This is a genomic window from Neobacillus novalis NBRC 102450 (genome assembly GCF_001591805.1).
GTDB lineage: Bacteria > Bacillota > Bacilli > Bacillales > Cytobacillaceae > Neobacillus > Neobacillus novalis.
In genome coordinates this window covers 55,694-76,903 of the sequence record NZ_BCVP01000011.1, presented here as the reverse complement: position 1 = coordinate 76,903, position 21,210 = coordinate 55,694, and the positions used below count along the sequence as shown (strand labels likewise).

General features: G+C 39.7%; 18 protein-coding genes. 14 read left to right on the top strand and 4 right to left on the bottom strand.

Going from position 1 to position 21,210, the window contains the following annotated elements; translation table 11 throughout:
* The first annotated feature begins 186 nt into the window (after positions 1-186).
* The 11 genes from BANVL01_RS10130 (at position 187) to BANVL01_RS10085 (ending at position 14,268) form a co-directional block, all read left to right on the top strand.
* Complete coding sequence (locus tag BANVL01_RS10130) at positions 187-3,594, top strand: hypothetical protein (protein ID WP_066088687.1); 3,408 nt, start codon at positions 187-189, stop codon at positions 3,592-3,594.
* Positions 3,595-3,782: 188 nt separating this feature from the next.
* Positions 3,783-4,943, top strand: a complete 1,161-nt coding sequence (locus tag BANVL01_RS10125) for a cation:proton antiporter (protein ID WP_066088685.1) — start codon at positions 3,783-3,785, stop codon at positions 4,941-4,943.
* A gap of 200 nt (positions 4,944-5,143) precedes the next feature.
* A complete protein-coding gene (locus BANVL01_RS28580) occupies positions 5,144-5,272 on the top strand; it encodes a hypothetical protein (RefSeq protein WP_268874922.1) in 129 nt (42 codons plus the stop codon).
* Positions 5,273-5,529: 257 nt separating this feature from the next.
* Positions 5,530-6,528 (top strand): ABC transporter substrate-binding protein, encoded by a 999-nt coding sequence (locus BANVL01_RS10120; RefSeq protein ID WP_066088683.1) that lies wholly within the window; start codon positions 5,530-5,532, stop codon positions 6,526-6,528.
* Positions 6,529-6,613: 85 nt separating this feature from the next.
* Positions 6,614-7,645, top strand: coding sequence for an ABC transporter permease (locus tag BANVL01_RS10115; RefSeq protein WP_066088680.1), 1,032 nt, complete (start codon positions 6,614-6,616; stop codon positions 7,643-7,645).
* Positions 7,620-8,414, top strand: coding sequence for an ABC transporter ATP-binding protein (locus BANVL01_RS10110; protein WP_066088678.1), 795 nt, complete (start codon positions 7,620-7,622; stop codon positions 8,412-8,414). Before BANVL01_RS10115 ends, BANVL01_RS10110 begins: the two co-directional genes overlap by 26 nt.
* A 245-nt stretch (positions 8,415-8,659) precedes the next feature.
* Positions 8,660-9,775 (top strand): 4-hydroxyphenylpyruvate dioxygenase, encoded by a 1,116-nt coding sequence (hppD, locus tag BANVL01_RS10105; RefSeq protein ID WP_066088675.1) that lies wholly within the window; start codon positions 8,660-8,662, stop codon positions 9,773-9,775.
* A 107-nt stretch (positions 9,776-9,882) separates the two neighbouring features.
* Complete coding sequence (locus BANVL01_RS10100; protein WP_066088672.1) at positions 9,883-10,815, top strand: fumarylacetoacetate hydrolase family protein; 933 nt, start codon at positions 9,883-9,885, stop codon at positions 10,813-10,815.
* Positions 10,815-11,978, top strand: coding sequence for a homogentisate 1,2-dioxygenase (locus BANVL01_RS10095; RefSeq protein WP_066088669.1), 1,164 nt, complete (start codon positions 10,815-10,817; stop codon positions 11,976-11,978). The genes BANVL01_RS10100 and BANVL01_RS10095 overlap by 1 nt, the downstream gene beginning before the upstream one ends.
* A 115-nt stretch (positions 11,979-12,093) precedes the next feature.
* Positions 12,094-12,708, top strand: a complete 615-nt coding sequence (locus tag BANVL01_RS10090) for an NUDIX hydrolase (protein ID WP_066088666.1) — start codon at positions 12,094-12,096, stop codon at positions 12,706-12,708.
* A 198-nt stretch (positions 12,709-12,906) separates the two neighbouring features.
* A complete protein-coding gene (locus BANVL01_RS10085) occupies positions 12,907-14,268 on the top strand; it encodes an aspartate kinase (protein ID WP_066088662.1) in 1,362 nt (453 codons plus the stop codon).
* 84 nt (positions 14,269-14,352) lie between these two features.
* Here the strand turns inward: BANVL01_RS10085 and BANVL01_RS10080 are convergent, their stop codons facing one another.
* Complete coding sequence (locus BANVL01_RS10080) at positions 14,353-14,919, bottom strand: DUF2238 domain-containing protein (protein ID WP_066088659.1); 567 nt, start codon at positions 14,917-14,919, stop codon at positions 14,353-14,355.
* A 167-nt stretch (positions 14,920-15,086) separates the two neighbouring features.
* On the opposite strand from BANVL01_RS10080, the gene BANVL01_RS10075 reads away from it, so the two are divergent.
* On the top strand, positions 15,087-15,704 hold the full coding sequence (locus BANVL01_RS10075) for a GntR family transcriptional regulator (RefSeq protein ID WP_066088656.1): 618 nt from the start codon (positions 15,087-15,089) through the stop codon (positions 15,702-15,704).
* 39 nt (positions 15,705-15,743) lie between these two features.
* Here BANVL01_RS10075 and BANVL01_RS10070 read toward each other — a convergent pair whose 3' ends face one another.
* Together BANVL01_RS10070 and BANVL01_RS10065 are read right to left on the bottom strand one after the other, a co-directional pair.
* Entirely contained in the window at positions 15,744-17,303 is a 1,560-nt protein-coding gene (locus tag BANVL01_RS10070; RefSeq protein WP_066088652.1) for an ABC transporter permease/substrate-binding protein, read from the bottom strand.
* Positions 17,303-18,427 (bottom strand): ABC transporter ATP-binding protein, encoded by a 1,125-nt coding sequence (locus tag BANVL01_RS10065; RefSeq protein WP_066088649.1) that lies wholly within the window; start codon positions 18,425-18,427, stop codon positions 17,303-17,305. Before BANVL01_RS10065 ends, BANVL01_RS10070 begins: the two co-directional genes overlap by 1 nt.
* Positions 18,428-18,645: 218 nt before the next feature.
* On the opposite strand from BANVL01_RS10065, the gene BANVL01_RS10060 reads away from it, so the two are divergent.
* Positions 18,646-19,329, top strand: a complete 684-nt coding sequence (locus BANVL01_RS10060; protein ID WP_066088646.1) for a M50 family metallopeptidase — start codon at positions 18,646-18,648, stop codon at positions 19,327-19,329.
* Between the two features lie 63 nt (positions 19,330-19,392).
* Here BANVL01_RS10060 and BANVL01_RS10055 read toward each other — a convergent pair whose 3' ends face one another.
* The gene (locus tag BANVL01_RS10055; RefSeq protein ID WP_172800903.1) at positions 19,393-20,328 is read right to left on the bottom strand and encodes an NAD(P)H-dependent flavin oxidoreductase; all 936 of its coding nucleotides are present in this window, start codon (positions 20,326-20,328) and stop codon (positions 19,393-19,395) included.
* A 401-nt stretch (positions 20,329-20,729) separates the two neighbouring features.
* Here BANVL01_RS10055 and BANVL01_RS10050 point away from each other — a divergent pair, with 401 nt between their 5' ends.
* Positions 20,730-21,194, top strand: coding sequence for a GreA/GreB family elongation factor (locus BANVL01_RS10050; RefSeq protein WP_066088640.1), 465 nt, complete (start codon positions 20,730-20,732; stop codon positions 21,192-21,194).
* Positions 21,195-21,210: the final 16 nt, after the last annotated feature.

Below are 21,210 nucleotides of genomic sequence, written 5' to 3'. Positions count from 1 at the left end.
ATTCTTATATCATACAGATTTTACCCTCAAACATACAACTTTATTTTTTTACAATGATTTTTTTAGAGAAAATCTTGAAAATATTTGACGTTAGTGTAAAATTACACTATAGAGGGAAAAACAGACAGTTGCTTAATAAATGCAAGGATCTGTTAACAATTAAAGGGTTGAATGTGGGGGGATATAATGGAGCCGAATAAAAGGGAAGCGAATAGACGGATTTTTAGGCAAGAGCTGTTTACCTTAAGAGAAGAAGGGTACCTATCTGAGGGTATTGTAGACACAGTCGCCAAGGCGCATCACCAGTACCATTTGGATTTAGTAGAAATAGAAGCGATTCCACTGCCAGCTGAAGCGAATGTACAAATCAAAATGGCGATACCTCCAGAACCGCCAAAAGTGAAAAAAACACTTACCCCGGAAGAGGTTCGTGAAAGGAACATTACGTGGTCGTTAAACATCGGAGTTATTTTTTTATTAATAGGCGGGTTATTCGTAGCTACAAGTAACTGGGAATCCATGACAAGCTACATGAAAAGCGGGTCGATTGCATTTGTAGCTCTATTATTTTACGGAATTTCAATGTTAACAAAGAAAGTATTGCATATCGATAAAACAGCCTTTGCCTTTATCGTCCTAGGAAGTTTATTTTTGCCGATTTTTATTCTTTCACTTGGATGGTTTGGCCTTTTAGGTTCGTATTTAGCGATAAACGGAGAAGGGCGTTACCTACTGGGGATGCTTGGCAGCTTTCTTCCAATGATTGTTTATTTTCTGTTTGCTAAAAACTTAAACTCGAGACTATTTGTCTGGTTTACCTTTGTTTCGCTATCTGCGGGGATGGCCTTTTTATTGGCAGGGCTGCACCTAAAGGTTGATTTCTTTTATCTGGGAATGACGGTATTTAATGCGGCGCTTATTTTTGGCTATCTTCAAGTAAGACAGAGGGAATCACTCAAATTATTTACAAAAGAATTTGTTCCGTATGTACAAATCAATTTGGTCCTTAGTACAATTTTCATGCTTTTTTTATACAACAACGAGGTGCTATACAGCTTTAACCTTTTATTGACTGCGGTTATATATTTATCGATGATGTATGTCAGCGGGCGAAAGGAATACCATTTTATTTTTAGTGTTATGCTTGTTTACGGAGCCTATCAGCTTATCGAGCATAGCTTCCTTAATTACTTTGGCGAGGTTGTCTACGCTTTAATCGGATTTGGAGTAGTATTTGTTCCAAGGTCGATGAATGGAAGATTTTCTCTCGATAAGGTTTTTCAATATACGAGTGCAGTGATCTCCGGATTCGCTTTTATTTATATTACCCTTGAAGGAATTCTGCTTCGAGCAGGCAATCCGTCGATTACCTTAATGCTGGCTTACTTTATCATTGCTGTAAACTTTATTTATCTATCCCATAACAGTCCAAACCGTCTGTTTACCTATTTGAGTTCGGTTTTTGCCGCTTCAGGCATCTATGAGGCTATTCTCTTACTGGTCAAACCAATTAATAGTATAAACTTTTCACTTACATTATTTTTGACTGGCTTTATCTTGTTTAGCGTGTTTGGGGTTGTACCATTAGCCAAATATTTAAGAATCGTTCAGAATAGTTCTAAGGACGTAGGAATCGCGATTATGGCCCTCGGACTTTTGGGTGCGGTTTCACACTTTCAATGGTGGGAAGCAGGGGTTATGCTTCTGCTCGTTACGATTATTGCCTTTTTGGTCATTAAAAGGGAAACAAGGAGCTATTATAAGGAAGCTGCCTTATGGGTCTTACCAAGTGCCCTAGGACTTTCCACTGCCGCTTTTGCTGAAGAAATGAATGTCAATTTCATTTACTACCGTGAAGAATTTGGTTATGCGATTAATTTTGCATCAGGGGCAATCCTCGTTCTAGTGACGAGCTTTGTCTGGAAAAAAGCAGGAGAAAGGGAATTGGAAAGGATTTCATTTTTTATATCCCAGGCATTATATACTTTGGCAATTTTCCATGCGCTAGTAAGCCCAATCAATCGATTGTGGGTTCAACCAATCGTATTGGCAGCCGGAATTGGGATGTATTACTATTTATATAAAAAGATTGGCACGAAATGGGTTCCATATCTTGTCAGTATCACAACCATGCTAGCCTATTTTTCATTGATTGATGCAATTAGGATGAAAATGCCATTTGGCGGCACAGTGGATTCATTAATTGCCACAACTAGTGCGATCGTGCTTCTGTTAACGGCGTTCTTTTGCCGGAAAAAAGATTCGGTTTTGGCCGATGCTTTTGCCTGGACAGGTCACAGTATATATCCAGCTGCCCTTGTGTTTACCTTGTTTGTTTATCATACTGACTCGATTTATAGTTTTATATTGGCATTGTTTGCTTATGGAATTAGTACAAAATTAGCCAATAAGGAATGGAAAATCAAAGTTTTCCTTTATGGAGGTTTTACAACTTTATTTTTTGCTGTTTCAACAGGAATCGATTATTTAAACATTCACTTTTCTGGACCGTATGAATTTCCAATCACAAGTGGTCTTATTCTGATGTTTGCACTTTTAGCCAAGAAGGAATTTAACAAACGGACAGCCTATTATATCGTACCATTTTCGATTATTGGAATTGGATCGATGCTATTGATTTATCCGTTTACATGGGTGCCGTACATGGTCATCTGTGGATATACTTTTGCTGTCCTGTTCTATTTGCATAAAATTAAATGGGATTTAGTAGGGCTTATTCCCTTATTCCTTACCTTTATGGCAACAGTTGTATTCTCGTACCAAAGTGAAATGGAAGCACTCCAAAAACTGCTTTTAGCTGGCGGGTTAGGAATACTGTTGGCCTTAATCGGACAGAGTGTTTATAAAAAACTGTTTCAAAGTGGAACAAAGCTTGCGGACATTAAAATAGATGGATATACTGGGGTCTCCTTCTTGTATTTTTGGCTGATGTACTTTTTTGAGCATCCGTCTATATGGAGTAAGGCGCTCCCAGGCGTTTTGATTGCTGTTTCTTTTTGGATGCAGAGAAAGCGAGTTCCCGTTAATCTTTCGGTCTTTATGTCTGTCCTTGGAGGCGCCTATTTATTACAGCCTTATTATTCAATTATTGCTAGGTTAAATATCCCGCCCTTGTGGGAAAGGGAAGTGCAAGTCCTTCCATTTGTTGGTTTGATTATTTTTATCAGAATCCTATTAAAAGGGCGGTATTCGAATATAACGAAAGCAATTCAATGGGGAGTCCTAGTTTGCGTTTCACTTGTCTTAATTCAAGATGGGTTAGCGAGCAATACTATTTATGATGCGGTTATCCTAGGGTCACTCTCCTTGTTATCGATGCTGGCGGGGATGTTCCTGCAAATAAAATCATACTTCTTCGTAGGGACCGGTGTGTTATTATTAAATGTTTTTCTGCAAACGAGACCCTATTGGGGACACATGCCATGGTGGTTCTATTTATTAGTTGCAGGTCTAATCTTAATTACCGTTGCCAGCTTCAATGAATGGAATAAGCAAAAGACATTGAAGGGAGAATCAACCTTTATCACTAAAATAAAGGAAAAGGTAATCGGCAAAATAAAACAGTGGGATTAATCTGCTTGAAATGGATGATAAACTATGGTATTAAAGTGTTAACTTAATGTTCGTCAAATGGAGGAGCCTGTCACCAAGGGGGAATTATGCCCTTTTGGTTTGACAGGCCTTTTTCTATTGTTTTGGGAAGAGTCTGTCAATGTTGTGACAGGCTCTTTTTAATTTTCTAAAAAGGGAATGGTGATTAGATGGAATTAATCTTTGAGTTAGCGATTATTTTATTTGCTTCTAAAATAGCAGGGGATATTAGTGTAAAGTTTGGCCAGCCCTCTGTTTTAGGGAAGCTCCTTGTAGGAATTATTTTTGGCCCAGCGGTTTTGGGGCTCGTTTCCGAAACGAAAACATTGGAAGAGCTAAGTCAAATTGGCGTTATACTGTTAATGTTTATTGCCGGTATGGAGACCGATTTAGATGAATTTAAACGCTCTGGGAAAGCATCGACACTCGTGGGCGTTAGTGGAATAGTCGTCCCGCTTTTTGTTGGATACTTAGCGGGAACCATGTTGAAAATGACGACAATTGAAGCGATATTTTTAGGACTGCTGCTGTCAGCTACTAGCGTAAGTATTTCCGTACAGGCGCTTAAAGAGCTTAATAAAATGCAGTCAAAAGAAGGGACGACCATTTTAGGAGCTGCGGTCATTGATGATGTGCTCGTCATTATTGCCTTAGCGTTTTTAATGAGCATGGCAGGCGGAGATGTAAATTTAAGTATGGTCATTATTGAAAAAGTACTCTTCTTTGGAGGTGCTATTTTAGTAGCTTGGAAGGTTGTGCCATGGGTCTTAAAGAAGTTTGCCCCGTTAAAGGTGACGGAATCGCTCCTATCATCTGCATTAATCATCTGTTTCCTTTTTGCCTATGTGGCTGAATTAACAGGTGTTGCTGCCATCATTGGTGCTTATATTGCCGGGGTAGCGATTAGTGTAACCAATTTTAAGCATGAAATAGTTGAAAAAGTAGAAACAATTGGTTATTCGATTTTCGTGCCGGTTTTCTTTACCTCTATCGGTGTGAAAGCAAGCTTCGCAGGTCTTTCGCAGCATTTAGGTCTTATTATTGGTCTTAGTATTCTAGCAATCTTAACCAAATTAATTGGTGCAGCAGCTGGGGCGAAAATGGCTCGCTTTTCGTGGAGAAACTCACTCGGAATTGGGGCGGCCATGGTTTCACGCGGAGAGGTTGCTTTAATTATTGCCACGATTGGATTAGAGACGAAGTTAATCAGTCCAGAACTATTTTCGATATTAGTCATCGTCGTTCTTGTAACCACGCTTGTTACTCCGCCGATGATGAAATACTTTTTTAAGCAGTCGAAAGTTCGAAAAGAAATGAAAAACACTGCTTAAAGATAGAAAAATCCAGCTGAGGTGGCTGGATTTTTCTTCTTATTAAGAAACCGATTTTTTTGGTTATTTTCTTAAAAACTACTTGTATTTATTGATTCTTTACTATTGATTTCCTTAAATACCCCCGTATTTACCATGAATAGTTCGAAATGTTTATTAAAGTGATATTCAACTAAAAAACTTAGGAGGTTAGAGAAGAGATGGGCATCGTTTTAATCGATATCGACAAATTACTTGAGGCGACAACAAATCTAACATCTGAGAAAAGCATTCATAATGTGAAAAAAGTTGAGATAGATCAATTACTCGAAAACACCCGTGATTGGTAAGATTCATATTTTTGTTCCTCCATTCATAATTTAATATACATGTATCAATGCCTTCTACTTGCTAGAAGGCATTTTTTTGGAAGAAGGGAGGTAATATGTTTCTTTTTAGGAGATTATGTCGCTTTAAAGCGGAAAAATATTTTTGCTATTTCTATTGCTTTTAAACCCAAAAAACACTAGAATAATTTTTAATATATTTAATTTTTAGAAAATTACTGCATTTGAAAAAATGAATAATAGTAGGGAGATGTTGGTTAATGAAGAAAAAAGTTCAAGCACTTTCAATTGCCTTGGCGGGGATGCTCTTGCTTGCCGGCTGCGGCAGTAAAGAATCAGTAGGGGGTTCAGAAAAGGGAGGAACTGATAAGGAGTTCAAGGTTGGAATAAGCCAGTATGCACCGCATCCGTCCTTAGATGCTGCGACAGAGGGCTTTAAGAAGGCTTTAAAAGACAAAGGAATTAAGGTAACATTTGATGATCAAAATGCACAAGGGGATCCGAACAACCCGCAAGTAATTGCCAAGAATTTTGTCGGCGACAAAGTAGACTTGATTTTTGCTAATGCAACCCCAAGTGCAACGGCTGCCTTAAATGCGACCAAGAAAATTCCGATTATCTTTACATCGGTGACAGACCCTGTTGGTGCTGGATTAGTAAAGGCTTTTGATAAACCAGGGGAAAATATTACCGGTACAACTGACAACCATCCTGAAGCTACCAAAAAGACGATTCATTTTATTACTGATGAAGTAAAAGCCAAAAAAATTGGTGTGATTTATAATTCCGGGGAACAAAATTCGGAAGTCCAAGTGAAAGAAGTGAAAAAATTAGCGGAAGAAAAAGGCGCTACTCTAGTCGAAGTTTCTGTTGCGAATACGTCAGAGGTTAAGCAGGCAGCCGAGTCACTAGTCGGTCGAGTCGATGCCATCTATATTCCAACCGATAATACTGTTGTTACCGCCCTTGATTCGGTCATTGCTGTAGCAAACAGCAAAAAAATTCCGCTTTTCGTCGGCGAGCTTGATTCGATGAAAAAAGGTGCCGTTGCGGCAAGTGGATTCAGCTATTTTGACCTCGGCTATCAATCCGGATTAATGGCCGCCGAGATTTTAACGGGGAAAAAGAAAGCTTCAGAAATTCCTGTGGAACTTCCAAGCAGCTTAAAGCTAGTCATCAATAAGGCAGCGGCTGAAGCACAAGGATTAAAAGTGAATGAGGAATGGGGCAAACTTGGCGAGTTTTATGATGGGAAATAATTAATAACTATTTCAAGGAGGGGCCAACTAAATGGTACACTCCTTGATTCTTACATAGGAATGAAATTTTGAAAGGATGATCTCAATGTTTACAGCCATATTTTCATCATTTGAAACAGGAATCATCTATGCGATTATGGCAATGGGCGTCTATCTTTCCTTTCGTATTCTGGATTTCCCAGATTTGACGGTGGATGGGAGTTTTGTAACAGGGGCTGCCATTTCAGCGATTATGATCGCGAGTGGGGTTAACCCTTTTATCGCAACAATCGTGGCCTTATTTGCTGGTTTTGCTGCAGGCTGTATAACAGGGCTTCTCCATACATTTGGAAGAATAAATAACTTGCTCTCCGGAATCTTAATGATGATTGCTCTCTACTCAATTAATTTAAGAATCATGAATCGCCCCAATATCTCGCTATTAAATACCGATACAGCATTTACTAAAATTAGCGGTTTTTTTGAGCGTACTGGAATGGATTCATTTTTCAATCGTTTTCTTTCAATGGTTGGTCTTGGTGATAGTCTTCCGGATACATGGGGCATTCTTATTTTTATGATTTTCGTCACCCTCGTTATCAAGTTCCTAACCGATCTGTTCTTACAAACGGAAATTGGTTTAGCAATCAGAGCGACCGGAGACAATAGGCGAATGATTCGCAGCCTTTCGGCTAATACAAACCTTCTTGTCATTCTTGGACTGGGGCTTTCCAACGCATTGGTTGCTTTCTCAGGCTCCCTTATTGCCCAGCAAGGCGGCTCCGCCGATGTCGGCATGGGAATCGGGATGATTATTATCGGCTTAGCATCAGTAATTATCGGTGAGGCCCTTTTCGGGACAAAAACCATTGCAAGAACCACGCTTGCTGTCATTGGCGGTTCGATTATTTACCGAATTGTCGTATCCATGGCCCTCCGGATTGATTTCTTGAAGCCGGGTGATATGAGGCTGATTACGGCAGTAATTGTCATTGTTGCTTTAACAACACCGAAAATGATTGAGCGATCGAAAGAGAAAAAGCGAAAAGCGCGGAGAAGGGCAGAACATCTATCTGCTATTCGTGCTTCTGCTACTGCTAAGGGGGACAAACATGCTGCACTTAAATCAGATTCATAAGATTTTTAATGAAGGGACACCTGATGAAAAAATCGCAATAGATCATGTTAACCTAACCCTTAAGCCCGGAGATTTTGTTACAATTATTGGCAGTAATGGCGCGGGAAAATCGACGTTAATGAATGTTATTTCCGGTGTTTTATTCCCTGATATTGGAGAGGTTCATATTGGTGAAAACAATGTTACCAATATGTCTGAGTTTAATCGCTCGAAAATGATAGGACGAGTCTTTCAAGACCCAATGGCCGGAACGGCTCCAAGTATGACGATTGAAGAAAATCTGGCGATGGCTTATTCCAGGAATAAATCTAGGACATTTCGAAAAGCAGTCACGAAAAAAAGACGCGATTTTTTCCGGGGCGTGCTTGAATCCTTGCATCTTGGTTTGGAAAACCGCCTTGGTGCAAAGGTCGGTTTATTATCGGGGGGAGAACGCCAGGCACTATCGTTATTGATGGCCACCTTCACGGAACCATCCATCCTTTTACTAGATGAACATACGGCAGCACTAGATCCATCAAGAGCAGAGTTGATAACCAATCTAACCAAAGAAATTGTTGATAAATACAAACTTACTACCTTAATGGTTACCCACAATATGCAGCAAGCTATCGACCTTGGGAATCGTTTAATTATGATGGATAAAGGTCAAGTTATTTTGGAGGTTGATGAGGATCATAAGCGGCAGCTGACGATTGAACGATTATTAGAAGAATTTAAACGAATTCGTGGTGTCCAAATGGTAAGCGACCGAGCGATTCTTTCGTAAAAATTTTTATCGGCTATAAATAGAAGGAATATTTTAGTGGAAAACATAATCCTTCCACCTATCGTAGAAACAACCTAGTCCTAGGTATGTTTCTTTTTTTATTTTCAGAAATAATTATTATGATGATAGAGTATTTCTTTACTGCCTAAAAGCGTTATTGCTTTACTTCCTGCTCTTGAGAGATTAAGAGCCTTCATTTAAGATTAATTCAGAATATTAATATTATTACAAATGGAGGTTTCTAGATGAAAGAACAAAGAGTAAGGGCAGATCAGCTTGTCGATGACTTTTTTCCAGTACGGGATGTGGATTATATTGAGATTTACACGGGGAATGCTAAGCAATCTTGTCATTATTTTTGCACCGCCTTTGGGTTTACGCCAGTTGCCTATTCAGGACTAGAAACAGGAAATCGTGAAACGGTCTCATATGTTCTTAAGCAGCGGAATATTCGTCTCGTGATTACAGGCTCCTATAACGAAGAAAGCCGGGTAGCTCAGTTTGTCAAGAAGCACGGGGACGGCGTAAAGGATGTAGCCCTGTTGGTCGAAGATGTAGACAAAGCATTCGAAGAGGCTGTAAATAGAGGAGCCATTGCCCATGTAGCCCCATTTGAAATGAGTGATGAAAAGGGAGTCGTTAAAAAAGCTGTTCTCGGTACATATGGCGACACAATCCATACGTTAATTGAACGCAAAAGTTATCAAGGGGCATTTCTACCAGGGTTTGAGCCATACTCAATCTATTTGCCAAATGAGGATGCCGGGTTAATCGGGATTGATCATGTGGTTGGTAATGTGGAGCGGATGGAAGAGTGGGTTGAATATTATTCGAAGGTAATGGGCTTTAAAGAAATGAAGCATTTCTCGGACAAGGATATTACTACAGAATACTCGGCCTTGATGTCAAAGGTCATGCATAACGGCGGACGCATCAAGTTCCCTATCAATGAACCGGCTGAGGGAAAACGGAAATCACAAATTCAGGAATTTTTGGAATTCTACAATGGTCCGGGCGTACAGCATCTGGCCATTTTAACCGAAGATATTGTCTCAACGGTTGCTGCTTTGAAGAAGAACGGTGTTGAATTTCTTAAAACCCCTAGTACCTATTACGAATCATTAGGTGAGCGGATAGGCGAAATAGACGAAGAAATTGAACAGCTTCGCGAATTAAATATTTTAGTTGACCGTGATGATGAAGGCTATTTATTGCAAATCTTTACCAAGCCGATTGTTGATCGTCCGACCGTTTTCATTGAAATCATTCAACGAAAAGGGGCTCGCGGTTTCGGAGAAGGAAACTTTAAGGCCTTATTCGAATCGATTGAGCGGGAGCAGGAAAAACGCGGAAACCTATAAGCGATCGAAAAGATAGAAAAGGTATAGTTAAAGGGGATAACTACCAAACAATAGCGGAAAAAGGGAGAAAAATTTCTCCCTTTTTTAAAAGGAAAAAAGGTGAACCAATGAAATTTGTTACATTTGAAAAAAATGATGGGACCATTAGGGCCGGGTTTCTGCTGGACCAAGCGCATGCAGTCGATATGTATGAAATGTCAGGTGGTGAGTTACCTGATAATTTAGTAGCCTTTCTTGATAACTGTGAAGTGAATTTAAAAAAAGCGGCATTAATGTCTCCAGCAAACAAGCAGCAAGGGGTTTACCCTTTGGATGAAATCCGTTTACTGGCTCCACTCCCTTTCCCCAGAAGCTTTCGTGATTTTTATGCCTTTGAGGAGCATGTGAAGACGGCAAGGGAAAACCGCGGTCTTGAGATGATACCTGAATGGTATGAAATTCCAGTCTTTTATTTCTCCAATCACCTTGCGATAAAGGGTCCTGGAGAAGAAATCATTAAGCCATTGGGATGTGACTGGCTTGATTATGAACTCGAAATCGCCTGCATCATTGGAAAGCAGGGAAGAAATATCCGGGCGGAAGATGTTGATGAGTATATTTTTGGCTATTGTATTTTGAACGACTGGAGTGCGAGAGACCTGCAGCGGAAGGAAATGAAGGTCGGGCTTGGCCCAGCAAAAGGAAAAGATTTTTCCACCTCGATTGGTCCATGGATTGTCACGAAAGATGAGCTGGAACCATTGAAGATGGGAAAGGGCTTTGATCTTTCCATGAAAGCGCGGGTTAACGGACAATTGCTTTCAACAGGAAATATGAGGGAGCTTTTTTATTCCTTTGGGGAGATGATTGAGCGGGCATCTGCAGGCGTTACCCTTTATCCTGGAGAGATGATAGGTTCTGGAACAGTCGGGACAGGATGCATCCTAGAGCTTGGCCAAGAAGTGCACCGCTGGCTTATGCCCGGGGATATCGTAGAGTTAGAAATAGATTGCCTTGGTGTATTACAGAATTCGATTACTGAAGGAACAGAGGTGAAATAATGTATTACCGGCAAATGGGAAAAGTCCCGCATAAACGTCATACGATGTTTAAAAAAGAGGATGGCGGTCTTTACCGAGAGCAGGTTATGGGAACACGAGGTTTTTCAGGCACCCAATCGATATTATATCACCATTTTATGCCTACAGAAGTGGTCAAATCGGAATTGGTTGGTCAATACTTGCCGGAATATGAAGAACAAAGGGAGCTTAATCACCGTCATTTTTTTACAAATAAGACAACCAAAAAAGGTGATGCCTTAAAAGCTAGGGAATATATAGTAGGAAATCAAGACTTGCTGATTGGAACTGCAAATGTCACTGAGCCAATGGAAAGTTTTTATCGCAACGGTGATGGCGATGAAATGTTTTATATCCACTACGGATCGGGAAAACTTGAAACGATGTTTGGGACGATTTCCTATTCTCCGGGTGACTATCTTATCATACCGATTGGAACGATTTATCGAATAATCCCTGATGCAAATGAAATAACGAAAATACTTATTGTTGAAGCATATAGTCAAATTACGACACCAAGACGCTACCGTAATGAATATGGTCAGTTATTAGAGCACAGCCCGTTTTGTGAACGAGATATCCGCGGTCCGGAAACATTGATGACTTTTGCTGAGAAAGGCGAATATGAGGTAATGACGAAATCGCGGGGGATAATTTCCTCCCATATGCTCGGACATCACCCCTTTGATGTAGTCGGCTGGGATGGGTACCTATATCCTTGGGCCTTTAATATTGAAAATTTTGAACCGATTACAGGAAGGGTTCACCAGCCGCCGCCTGTCCATCAAACCTTTGAAGGGAATAATTTTGTTGTGTGTTCCTTTGTGCCTAGATTGTATGATTACCATCCTGAGGCGATTCCTGCACCATACTATCACAGTAACGTTAATAGTGATGAGCTCCTTTATTATGTGAAAGGTAATTTTATGAGCCGTAAAGGGGTCCAAGAGGGGTCAATCACGCTCCATCCAGGGGGAATTCCCCATGGACCCCATCCAGGGAAAACTGAAGCAAGTATTGGGAAAAAGCAAACACTGGAATTGGCTGTGATGATTGATACCTTTCATCCTCTAAAAATTGTAAAGACAGCTCAGCTCCTCGAAGATCCTGCTTATATGTATTCTTGGTATGAAAAAAAGGAATAAGAATTTTTTCAGGGACAATCCAACTTAGTTGAAGTTGGATTGTTTTTTTTCAATAACAGGATAAAAATGTTATTGTAGATAGTATAGAAACTTGAAAATGAATAGAGGTGAAATCATGGAGCTGGAATCAGTTGTCGCAAAATTAAAAAGACATGCCCCTGTGATATTAGGGAGCGAGAAGTTCGCAAAATATGCTGTAATGCTGCCTCTTATCGAAAAAGAGGATGGGATTCATGTGCTATTTGAAGTTCGTTCGCTGGAGCTTAGAAGGCAGCCAGGTGAAATTTGTTTTCCTGGAGGAAAAGTGGATCCGGAAGACAAGGATGAAAAAGAAGCGGCTATTCGTGAAACAATCGAGGAATTAGGGATTAACAGGGAAAATATCACGGAAGTTTATCCGCTTGATTTTATGGTTTCTCCTTTTGGTATGTTGGTTTATCCGTATACAGGATTTATTAGTCATTCAGAATGTATTCAACCGAATCCTGCAGAGGTGGGAGAAATTTTTACGGTTCCTTTATCTTTTTTTATCAATAAAGACCCAGAAATCTATCATATAGAATTTAAGGCAGAGCCTGAGGAAAATTTCCCCTTTGATTTAATTGTCGGCGGTGAAAACTATAATTGGCGGACAAGAGGGATAGAAGAGTATTTTTATGTATATGAGGGGAAAACAATTTGGGGGATGACCGCAAGAATCCTTGCTCATTTTATAGAAATAATCCGTTAATTACTCCAAATGTTAGTGAAAAAAATGTCAGGAATAAATGCAGTGAGATACTGATAAAATCTCACTGTTTTTTTGTATTTGCAAATCGGTTGTCTTCCTGAGGAAAACAAATGTGCATGTACGGTGGAAAATCACTTGAATTTTTTTCTGAATTTAGATAAAATTTAGATTATATTTTTGGGATTAGGAGATGTTTGCATGAAGGTAGTAAAGTTTGGAGGATCCTCTTTAGCTTCCGGAAACCAAATTGAGAAGGTTTTCCAGATTGTTATTTCTGATCCCGACCGTAAAGTAGTTGTCGTATCAGCTCCAGGGAAACGGTTTCCCGAAGATCAAAAGGTCACAGATTTATTAATTGAATGTGCAGAGCGATGCCTGAGCAATCAGAATTCACAGGAAATAGCGGCATCCGTCATCAAAAGGTATTCGACGATTGCTGAGGAACTACAGCTTCCTTCTAAAATTATTAGTGAAATACAAGCTGATTTAGAAGCAAGACTAAATGGGGATAGAAGTAATCCTGAACGGTTTATCGATAGAATTAAGGCAAGTGGTGAGGATAATCATGCAAAATTAGTGGCTGCCTTCTTCGAAGAGCAGGGGGTAGAGGCCTCGTATGTTAACCCTGGGGAGGCTGGCCTTCTCGTTAGTGCTGAGCCGGGAAACGCTCAAGTTTTACCGGAATCGTATGAGCGGTTGCATTCCTTGCGCGAAAGAAGCGGTTTATTAATCTTTCCCGGATTTTTTGGGTTTAGCAAAGAAGGGGAAGTTTTCACTTTTTCACGGAGCGGCTCAGATATTACTGGCTCTATCCTTGCAAATGGCTTGAAAGCTGATTTATATGAAAATTTTACTGATGTGGATGCCGTTTATTCGGTCAATCCCTATATTGTCAAGAGGCCAAAGGAAATCAAGGAATTAACGTATCGGGAAATGCGTGAGCTTTCATATGCCGGGTTTACCGTTCTGCATGATGAAGCCCTTGTGCCGGCCTTTCGGGCAGGAATTCCCGTTCAAATCAAGAACACGAACAATCCGGCAGCACCGGGAACGAGAATTGTTTATGAGCGTGACAATACAAATGGTCCTGTCATTGGGATTGCCAGCGATCAAGGATTTTGCAGTATTTATGTGAGTAAATACTTAATGAACAGAGAGATTGGTTTTGGCCGTAAACTGTTAAGCATTTTAGAAGAGTTTGGCTTATCCTATGAACACACCCCTTCGGGTATTGATGATATCTCAATCATTTTAAGGGAAAATCAGTTTGAGGCCGAAATGGAGCAAGAAATAACCGGGCGGATTGTCGCAGAATTGCATGCGGATGAAGTGAAATTCGAGCACAGCCTTGCCCTTATCATGGTGGTTGGTGAAGGCATGCGCCATAATGTCGGGACAATGGCAAGGGCGTCCAAAGCCTTGGCAAGGGCGAGTGTAAATATTGAAATGATTAATCAAGGCTCGTCTGAAGTCAGCATGATGTTTGGCGTAAAGGAAGTCGATGAAAAAAGAGCCGTTCAAGCACTGTATGAAGAGTTCTTTGCAGCTGTTACGGTGTAATTGTGAATGAAAAAAGGCAGTTCTAAACTTGCGTTTAGAACTGCTTTTTCATAAATGATAACGAGCTTACCTAATTACCCCTAACTAAACCTTGTGTTTTCGAACGAGAGCATACAATGCGACAATGAGACCGCCGACTAAACCAAAGATCAGGTCATACATTGTATCCTTATTGCCGCCTCTTTGCATCGTGTGGGCAATGGTTAAATCGCCGACAAATTCATAAATCTCCCAGATTACACTAGCCAAAACGGAAAGTGATAGGACGAAAAGAAACAGTATCCAATGGGAGACATCATTGCGGACATTTTCTGGAATCCATCGTTTATATAATGATATTCCAATGCAGCCAATAAATATCCCCTTAAAAAAATGAAGGGTGGAATCCCACCAATTGAGATGAAGATAAAAGCTTTTAATCGAGCCTAAAAACAATGAACAAAATAAAAAAATAAAATAACTGACGATAATTGGAATGTTAAAGGGGTTATTTTTCAACCGTAATAGTAGAAGTGGGAGTGCGCCAGCAAAAATACCGCCGAGGGCAACCTGCCACCTTGAAGAATCCCCTTTCACTAGGTAATAAATACATAATGCAGCCATAAAGATGATGAATCCCACACTTAAAAAGATGATTAATTTCCGTTTCATACCCACACCTCGATAAAAAAAGACTCCTTACAATTATGTCCAATGTTCGTAAAAAAAAAGACAAAAGGTGTCAGTGGGAGCTTAATATTTTTTTCCTCGCAAACCTTTACGTAAAACGGTATAGTGAAAAGGTAATGCTATTGATTAAATGGTGGTGATGGTCTGCTATGCAAAGGGCACAAATCCCAACTTATGAACGAATTGCGATTGATTTGGCCAATCGCATTTATGACGGGAAATTTAAAGTAGGGGAAAAGATTCACGGCAGGTCTACGTTGGCGAGTGAATATAAGGTATCTCCAGAGACAGTAAGGAGAGCAATTAAGATTTTAGAGGACGTGGAAATTGTTCATTCTACAAAAGGGAGCGGCATCGTGATCTCTTCCCGGGAGAATGCTTTTAAATATATATCTCGTTTTTCTAACCTGGCCAGCATCAAAGATCTTGAAAAGCAAATGAATTCTCTAATGGTAGAAAGAGAAAGACTGGATGAAAAGGTTTTCGAAACATTGCGGAAAATCATGGATTATTCTGGGAAACTTCGGCACACGAATCCATTGGCGCCAATTGAAGTTGAGGTATATCCAGGAAGTATTCATATCGGCAAGACTATTTCCGAAGTGAAATTTTGGCAGAATACCGGAGGCACCGTAATTGGGATGAAGCGAAAGGAAGAAATGATCATTTCCCCAGGTCCGTATGCTCTAATCCTTGAAGGGGATGTCCTCCTTGTCATTGGTGATGAAAAAGCGTATGACAGAGTCGTTCATTTTTTAGAAGAATAAAAAAAGCCGGTAAATTGAACCGGCTTTTTCTAGTAGTAGCTATTTAGTTAATAATCCTTCTTTTTCTAAAAATTCTTTTGCCACTTTTTCAGGAGACTGTTTGAGGCTGTCGACCTTATAGTTAAGTTCCCGCATTTTTTCATCGTTAAGCTTACCGGATAAGGTGTTAATTGCCTTTTTTAATTCCGGATGTTCTTTTAATGTTTCTTGTTTAATTATTGGCACGGCATAATACGGTGGGAAAAAGTTTTTATCATCTTTTAACACCTTCAATTGAAATGCCTCGAGTAATCCATCGGTAGAAAAGGCATCGATAACATCACTTTTATGATTCTTAAGTGCAGTATAGCGCAATCCGCCATCTATGGCTTTGACATCTTTGAATTCGATATGATATGTTTTTGCAAGTCCAGGTAATCCATCTACCCGGTTGGGAAATTCAATGGTTGGACCAAAGACTAATTGATTGCTTACTTTGGCCAGATCAGATATCGTCTTTAAATTATACTCGTCAACAGTGTCTTGGCGTACAGCTAAGGCATAGGTGTTATTAAACCCAAGCGGGTTTAATAAGTCAATTCCATATTTTTGCTTGAATTCTTGTTGAACAAAATCATAGACTTTGTCCGGGTTACTTTCTGGAGGCTGATTTAAAATATTTACCAAACCTGTCCCCGTATATTCAACATATAAATCAATATCCCCATTTTTAATCGCACTAAAAGCAACCTGCGTACCACCAAGATTTAACTTTCTTTCTACTTGAATATCCGTCTTGTTTTCGATTAGATCAGCAAGCATATTCCCTAAAATTAATGACTCACTGAAATTCTTTGAACCAATGACTATTTTGTCTTCAGCATTGGCGATTGAATAAACTTTAAGTGAACCTGCAGCAATTAACAAAATAGAGGCCACACCAACTATCCATTTTTTTGCCTTTTTGCTTGACTTTGTTGCGGATTTTTTCTTGTTCGTATAAGAAAGGGAGGATTCAAGTTTCCCAACGACAAAGTCAATCAAGAGTGCTAATATACAGGCAGGAATCGCTCCGGCCAAAATCATATGATTATCGACGGTCTGCACACCCGAGAATACGAGGTACCCCAGTCCGCCTGCTCCAACGAAGGCAGCAATGGTCATCAAACCAACAGCTGTAACCGCTGAAATTCTGATACCCGCCATAATCATCGGGAAGGCGAGCGGAAGCTGAACCTTTCTCATTGTTTGACTCTTAGTCAGACCGATGCCTTTGGCGGCTTCCAGAATGTCTCCGTCAATGTTTGTTAAGCCCGTATACGTATTCTTTACGATTGGAAGGAGGGAATAAAGGACAACCATCACAATCGCGGGCGTACTGCCAATTCCAACAAAGGGAATCAGGAATCCGAGTAAGGCCAAGCTCGGGACGGCCTGAATAACGTTTGTCGTTCCGATAATCGGTTTTGAAAGCTTCTTTTCATTTGAAATTAAGATCCCAAGTGGAACACCAATGATAATGGCAATGACTACTGATACAATACTTAAATAAAGATGCTCTCCAAGTAAACTGAGTATTTGCTGGTAGTTACCAGTTAGATAATTCCAAAAATCACTCATTAAAACGCCACCTCCAAGTCAATTAATTGACTGCTTAATGCTGATAAAATGCTGCTTCTTGTTATCAATCCTATTAATTGTTTCGCACTGTTAACAACAGGAAGATAACCAATTTTATGCTCATTCATTGTTGCTAAAACGGAAATTAAATTAGCATCCTGTGAAACGGAAAGCACATTTTGCTCCATGATCATTTCAATTGAGGTAGTTCGATTGAGCAATTGAATAGCTTTTAAGGTTACAAGACCCTTAAGGACATTATTTTTATCTGTCACCATTAAGCTGTCTACCTTATTGTCCTTCATAATCTCAATTGCCTGCAATACGGTCCGCATCGGGGTAATTTTTACAGGCTGATGAATCATGATATCCTCTGCCATCAATAATTCAGGGTTGTTCCAAACCCTTCTTTTTCCAATGAAATCTTCAACAAAATCATTAGCAGGGTTTTTAAGAATATTTTCAGGAGTGTCATACTGGAGAATATCTCCGTCTTTTAAAATACAAATCTTGTCTGCTATTTTAATAGCCTCATCCATATCATGGGTGACAAAGATGATGGTCTTGTTTAATTCCTTTTGCATTTGGAACAACTCATCTTGAAGTGAACTTCTCGTAACAGGGTCTAGTGCACTGAAGGGTTCATCCATTAGGATAATATCGGAGTTTGTGGAGAAAGCTCTTGCTACACCAATTCTTTGCTGCTGACCGCCGCTCAGTTCTTTTGGAAAACGATGTAAGAATTCCTTTGGGTCTAAACCAACAATTTCAAGCAATTCTTTTGTCTTTTTCTCAATTGAAGCTGGCTCTTCACCTTTAAGCTTTGGTATCAACTCTAAATTTTCTTTAATCGACATATGTGGAAATAGTCCTGTGTTTTGAATCACATATCCGATATTCCTCCGTAGTTCAATCGGATTCATTGTCGAGATATCCGTCCCATTCACAAAAATTTTTCCTGAAGAAGGTTGGATTAGTTTATTGATCATTTTGAGTAAGGTGGTTTTCCCGCAGCCACTTGGTCCAATAAAAACAACCAACTGTCCAGCATCAATTTCCAATGAAAAAGGATTAATGATGGTTTTGCTTCGATACTTCTTTACAATATTCTTAAACTCTATCAAATTACATTCCTCCTAAATAAAAATGTACGTTCGCTAATGCAACAACCCGATAATAACATATAAGTTGTTGGTTTGTCGAATCCATTCCGGAAGTAATAAACGGATAGTATAAAGAAAATAAAATAAGAATTTTCTAAATCTCCGAGTTTAAATTTGCGATAGTTTCACTAAAAAATGTTAAAATGAGGTTAGAAATTTATAAAAGAGGAGAATCTATTTTGAGCTTTGTTCGCGAAAAATTAAGTACGAAGTTTTTCCTTTTCCTCGTGTTAGCTTTTTTGTTGATTCACGTACCGCTTCTCGGAAATTATGCAAAGGTCATTAATACGCTTATTCATGAATCAGGTCATGCTTTTATTGCCCTGCTTGGAGGCAATGTGGAAAGGATTTCTTTATTTATGAATTCAGAAGGGGCAACATATAGTAATCAGTCTACCTGGATTGGCAGCTTCTTTACGAGTCTTGCCGGCTATACCTTTTCCTCGTTTATGTCGTTTCTCTCATTCTTACTGATAGGAAGGAAGAGGCAAACCATTTTGATTGATATTTTGTTAGCTTTTATTTTCCTTAACCTTATCTTTTGGGTGCGGAACCCATATGGAATCTTTTGGCTATGTTCATTTGCTGTTGCTTTTCTCTTATTACTTATCAAGGGGAGCCAAACTGTACGGGATCATTTGTTACTTCTAATTGCCTCCATTCTATTAGTTGATTCGGTTCAAAGTGCCTATGAAATCCTTTATATAAGTGTTATTCAGCCGGATGGAGCAGGGGATGCTGCTAACCTTGCCCGGTTAACAGTTATTTTTCCAGCGCCAATCTGGGGCATGTTTTTCTTTCTCCAAGCCCTATGGTTTTGTTATTTCGCGCTAAAAAGAGGTTATTATAAACTAGGAAGTTAAAAGACTCCTGCGGCCGACCAAGGCGCTGGAGTCTTTTCTTATTAAGAGAGATTTTAATTAAACCTAGAGACTTTCTTTTATTGCTTCATCATATTCTGCAGTGAGGTTATCAATAATTTTTTGGACAGGGAGAATTTCTTTGATTTCATCCACTCTTGCACCCGCAAAAACGAGCCCGTTTTCCACATCACCGCCAACAGATGTTAGAAGCGAATCAAGCGTACAAAAGCGATAGGAACAATTCTTTAGGCAATCATGGCATTTAGCTATTTTTAACTTATCAGGTCCGCTGATTAATTTTGTGAAATTATTTTTGATGGCTCTTCCCTGCAGGCCGACAGTTGTTTTAACCAAAACCGTGTCATCTTTACCGGCATCGACATATTTCTGCTTAAACGAAAGAGGGGCATCACATTCCTCGCTGGCAACAAAACGGGTGCCCATTTGAACTCCAGATGCTCCCATGGCGAGTGCTTTGGCGATATCACTGCCCGTCATAATGCCGCCAGCTGCAATAACGGGGATTGAAACGGTTTCAACAATTTCGGGTAGTATTTCAAACATGGAACGCTCGGTTCCAAGATGACCGCCAGCCTCAAAGCCTTCAACGACAACGGCTGCCGCGCCTAACCGTTCGGAAATCCTTGCTAATTTAGCAGATGAGACAATGGAAATGACCGGGATTCCCGCTTGTTTCCCCCATGTATACATATCCCTGGAGATGCCGGCACCGGAAATAATAAAATCAACTTTTTCTTCAAGGGCTGCTTTCATTTTTTCGGCAAAGTCATTCATGGCAAATAATACATTTACACCTATGTAACCGGCACCTGCGACTAGTTCCTTTGCTCGTCTAATATGTGAACGCATTTCATGAACAGTAATTCCTGTACCGGAAATAATCCCAACCCCACCGGCGTTTGCGACTGCTGAAGCCAACTTGCTCAGAGAAATACCTACACCCATTCCGCCTTGCATAATGGGAACTGCAGGTTTCATATGTCCTATTTTTAGTTGTGGAAAATTCAATTCATAACCTCGTTTCGATTAATATACCTTCAAATGTATGGTATCACCTTCCCTTTCGTTTGTATGTGATTTCTATCACCTGGTCATAAAGGCAGGTTGTAATATTTCTGATACGCAAACATTTACTGACCAGTTGTTGCGACTTTTCTGTCTAGATATGGTAATATTATACTAAGATTTTCCTTTGTTAAAAGGGTAGGAAAGCTTTTCATTTTCGTATAGTGGTACTACGGCTCTGCCCTAAAATTAGGGTAGACCAAAGGATTTTCTATACAAATGGAAGGTTCATTTTTTTATTTGGGAGGAATTTGTAATGAAAATCTTTATGAAGTTCTGCAGGAAATTTGACACTAGCTTGGAGGCAATATACTATGAACCGTAGTTATCCATCCAAAGACTTTTTCAGTCAGCAGATAGTGTATATTGACGAGAATATTCAGGAATTAACCACTCTTTATTTTTCTTCAACCCCTGTCCAAGAGAGAATGAAGCATTTTTTTAGTTTGTACCTCTTAGAGGTTGATGATTTACTACAGCAAAATCGTAAAAGCACCTTCATTTCATCGATTCCTAAAGCTTTTATCGGAACAAAAGTAACTGTCCTTTACGACGATGACAATGAGACGGAAGATTATACAATCTGTTTTCCAGAACAGTCAGAACCCGATCAAGGCCTTATTTCCTTTTTATCACCAGTAGGCAGACAGCTGCTACTAAAAAATCTTGGTGAGCAGCTATCACTGAAGATTCCAACAGGCGAACTTCAGGTTACCATCAAGGAAATTTCGTATGTCGGCGATTTGTTTGACGTGCAAGAGAGATATAAAGAAGCCTGACAGCGACAGCGTGAAA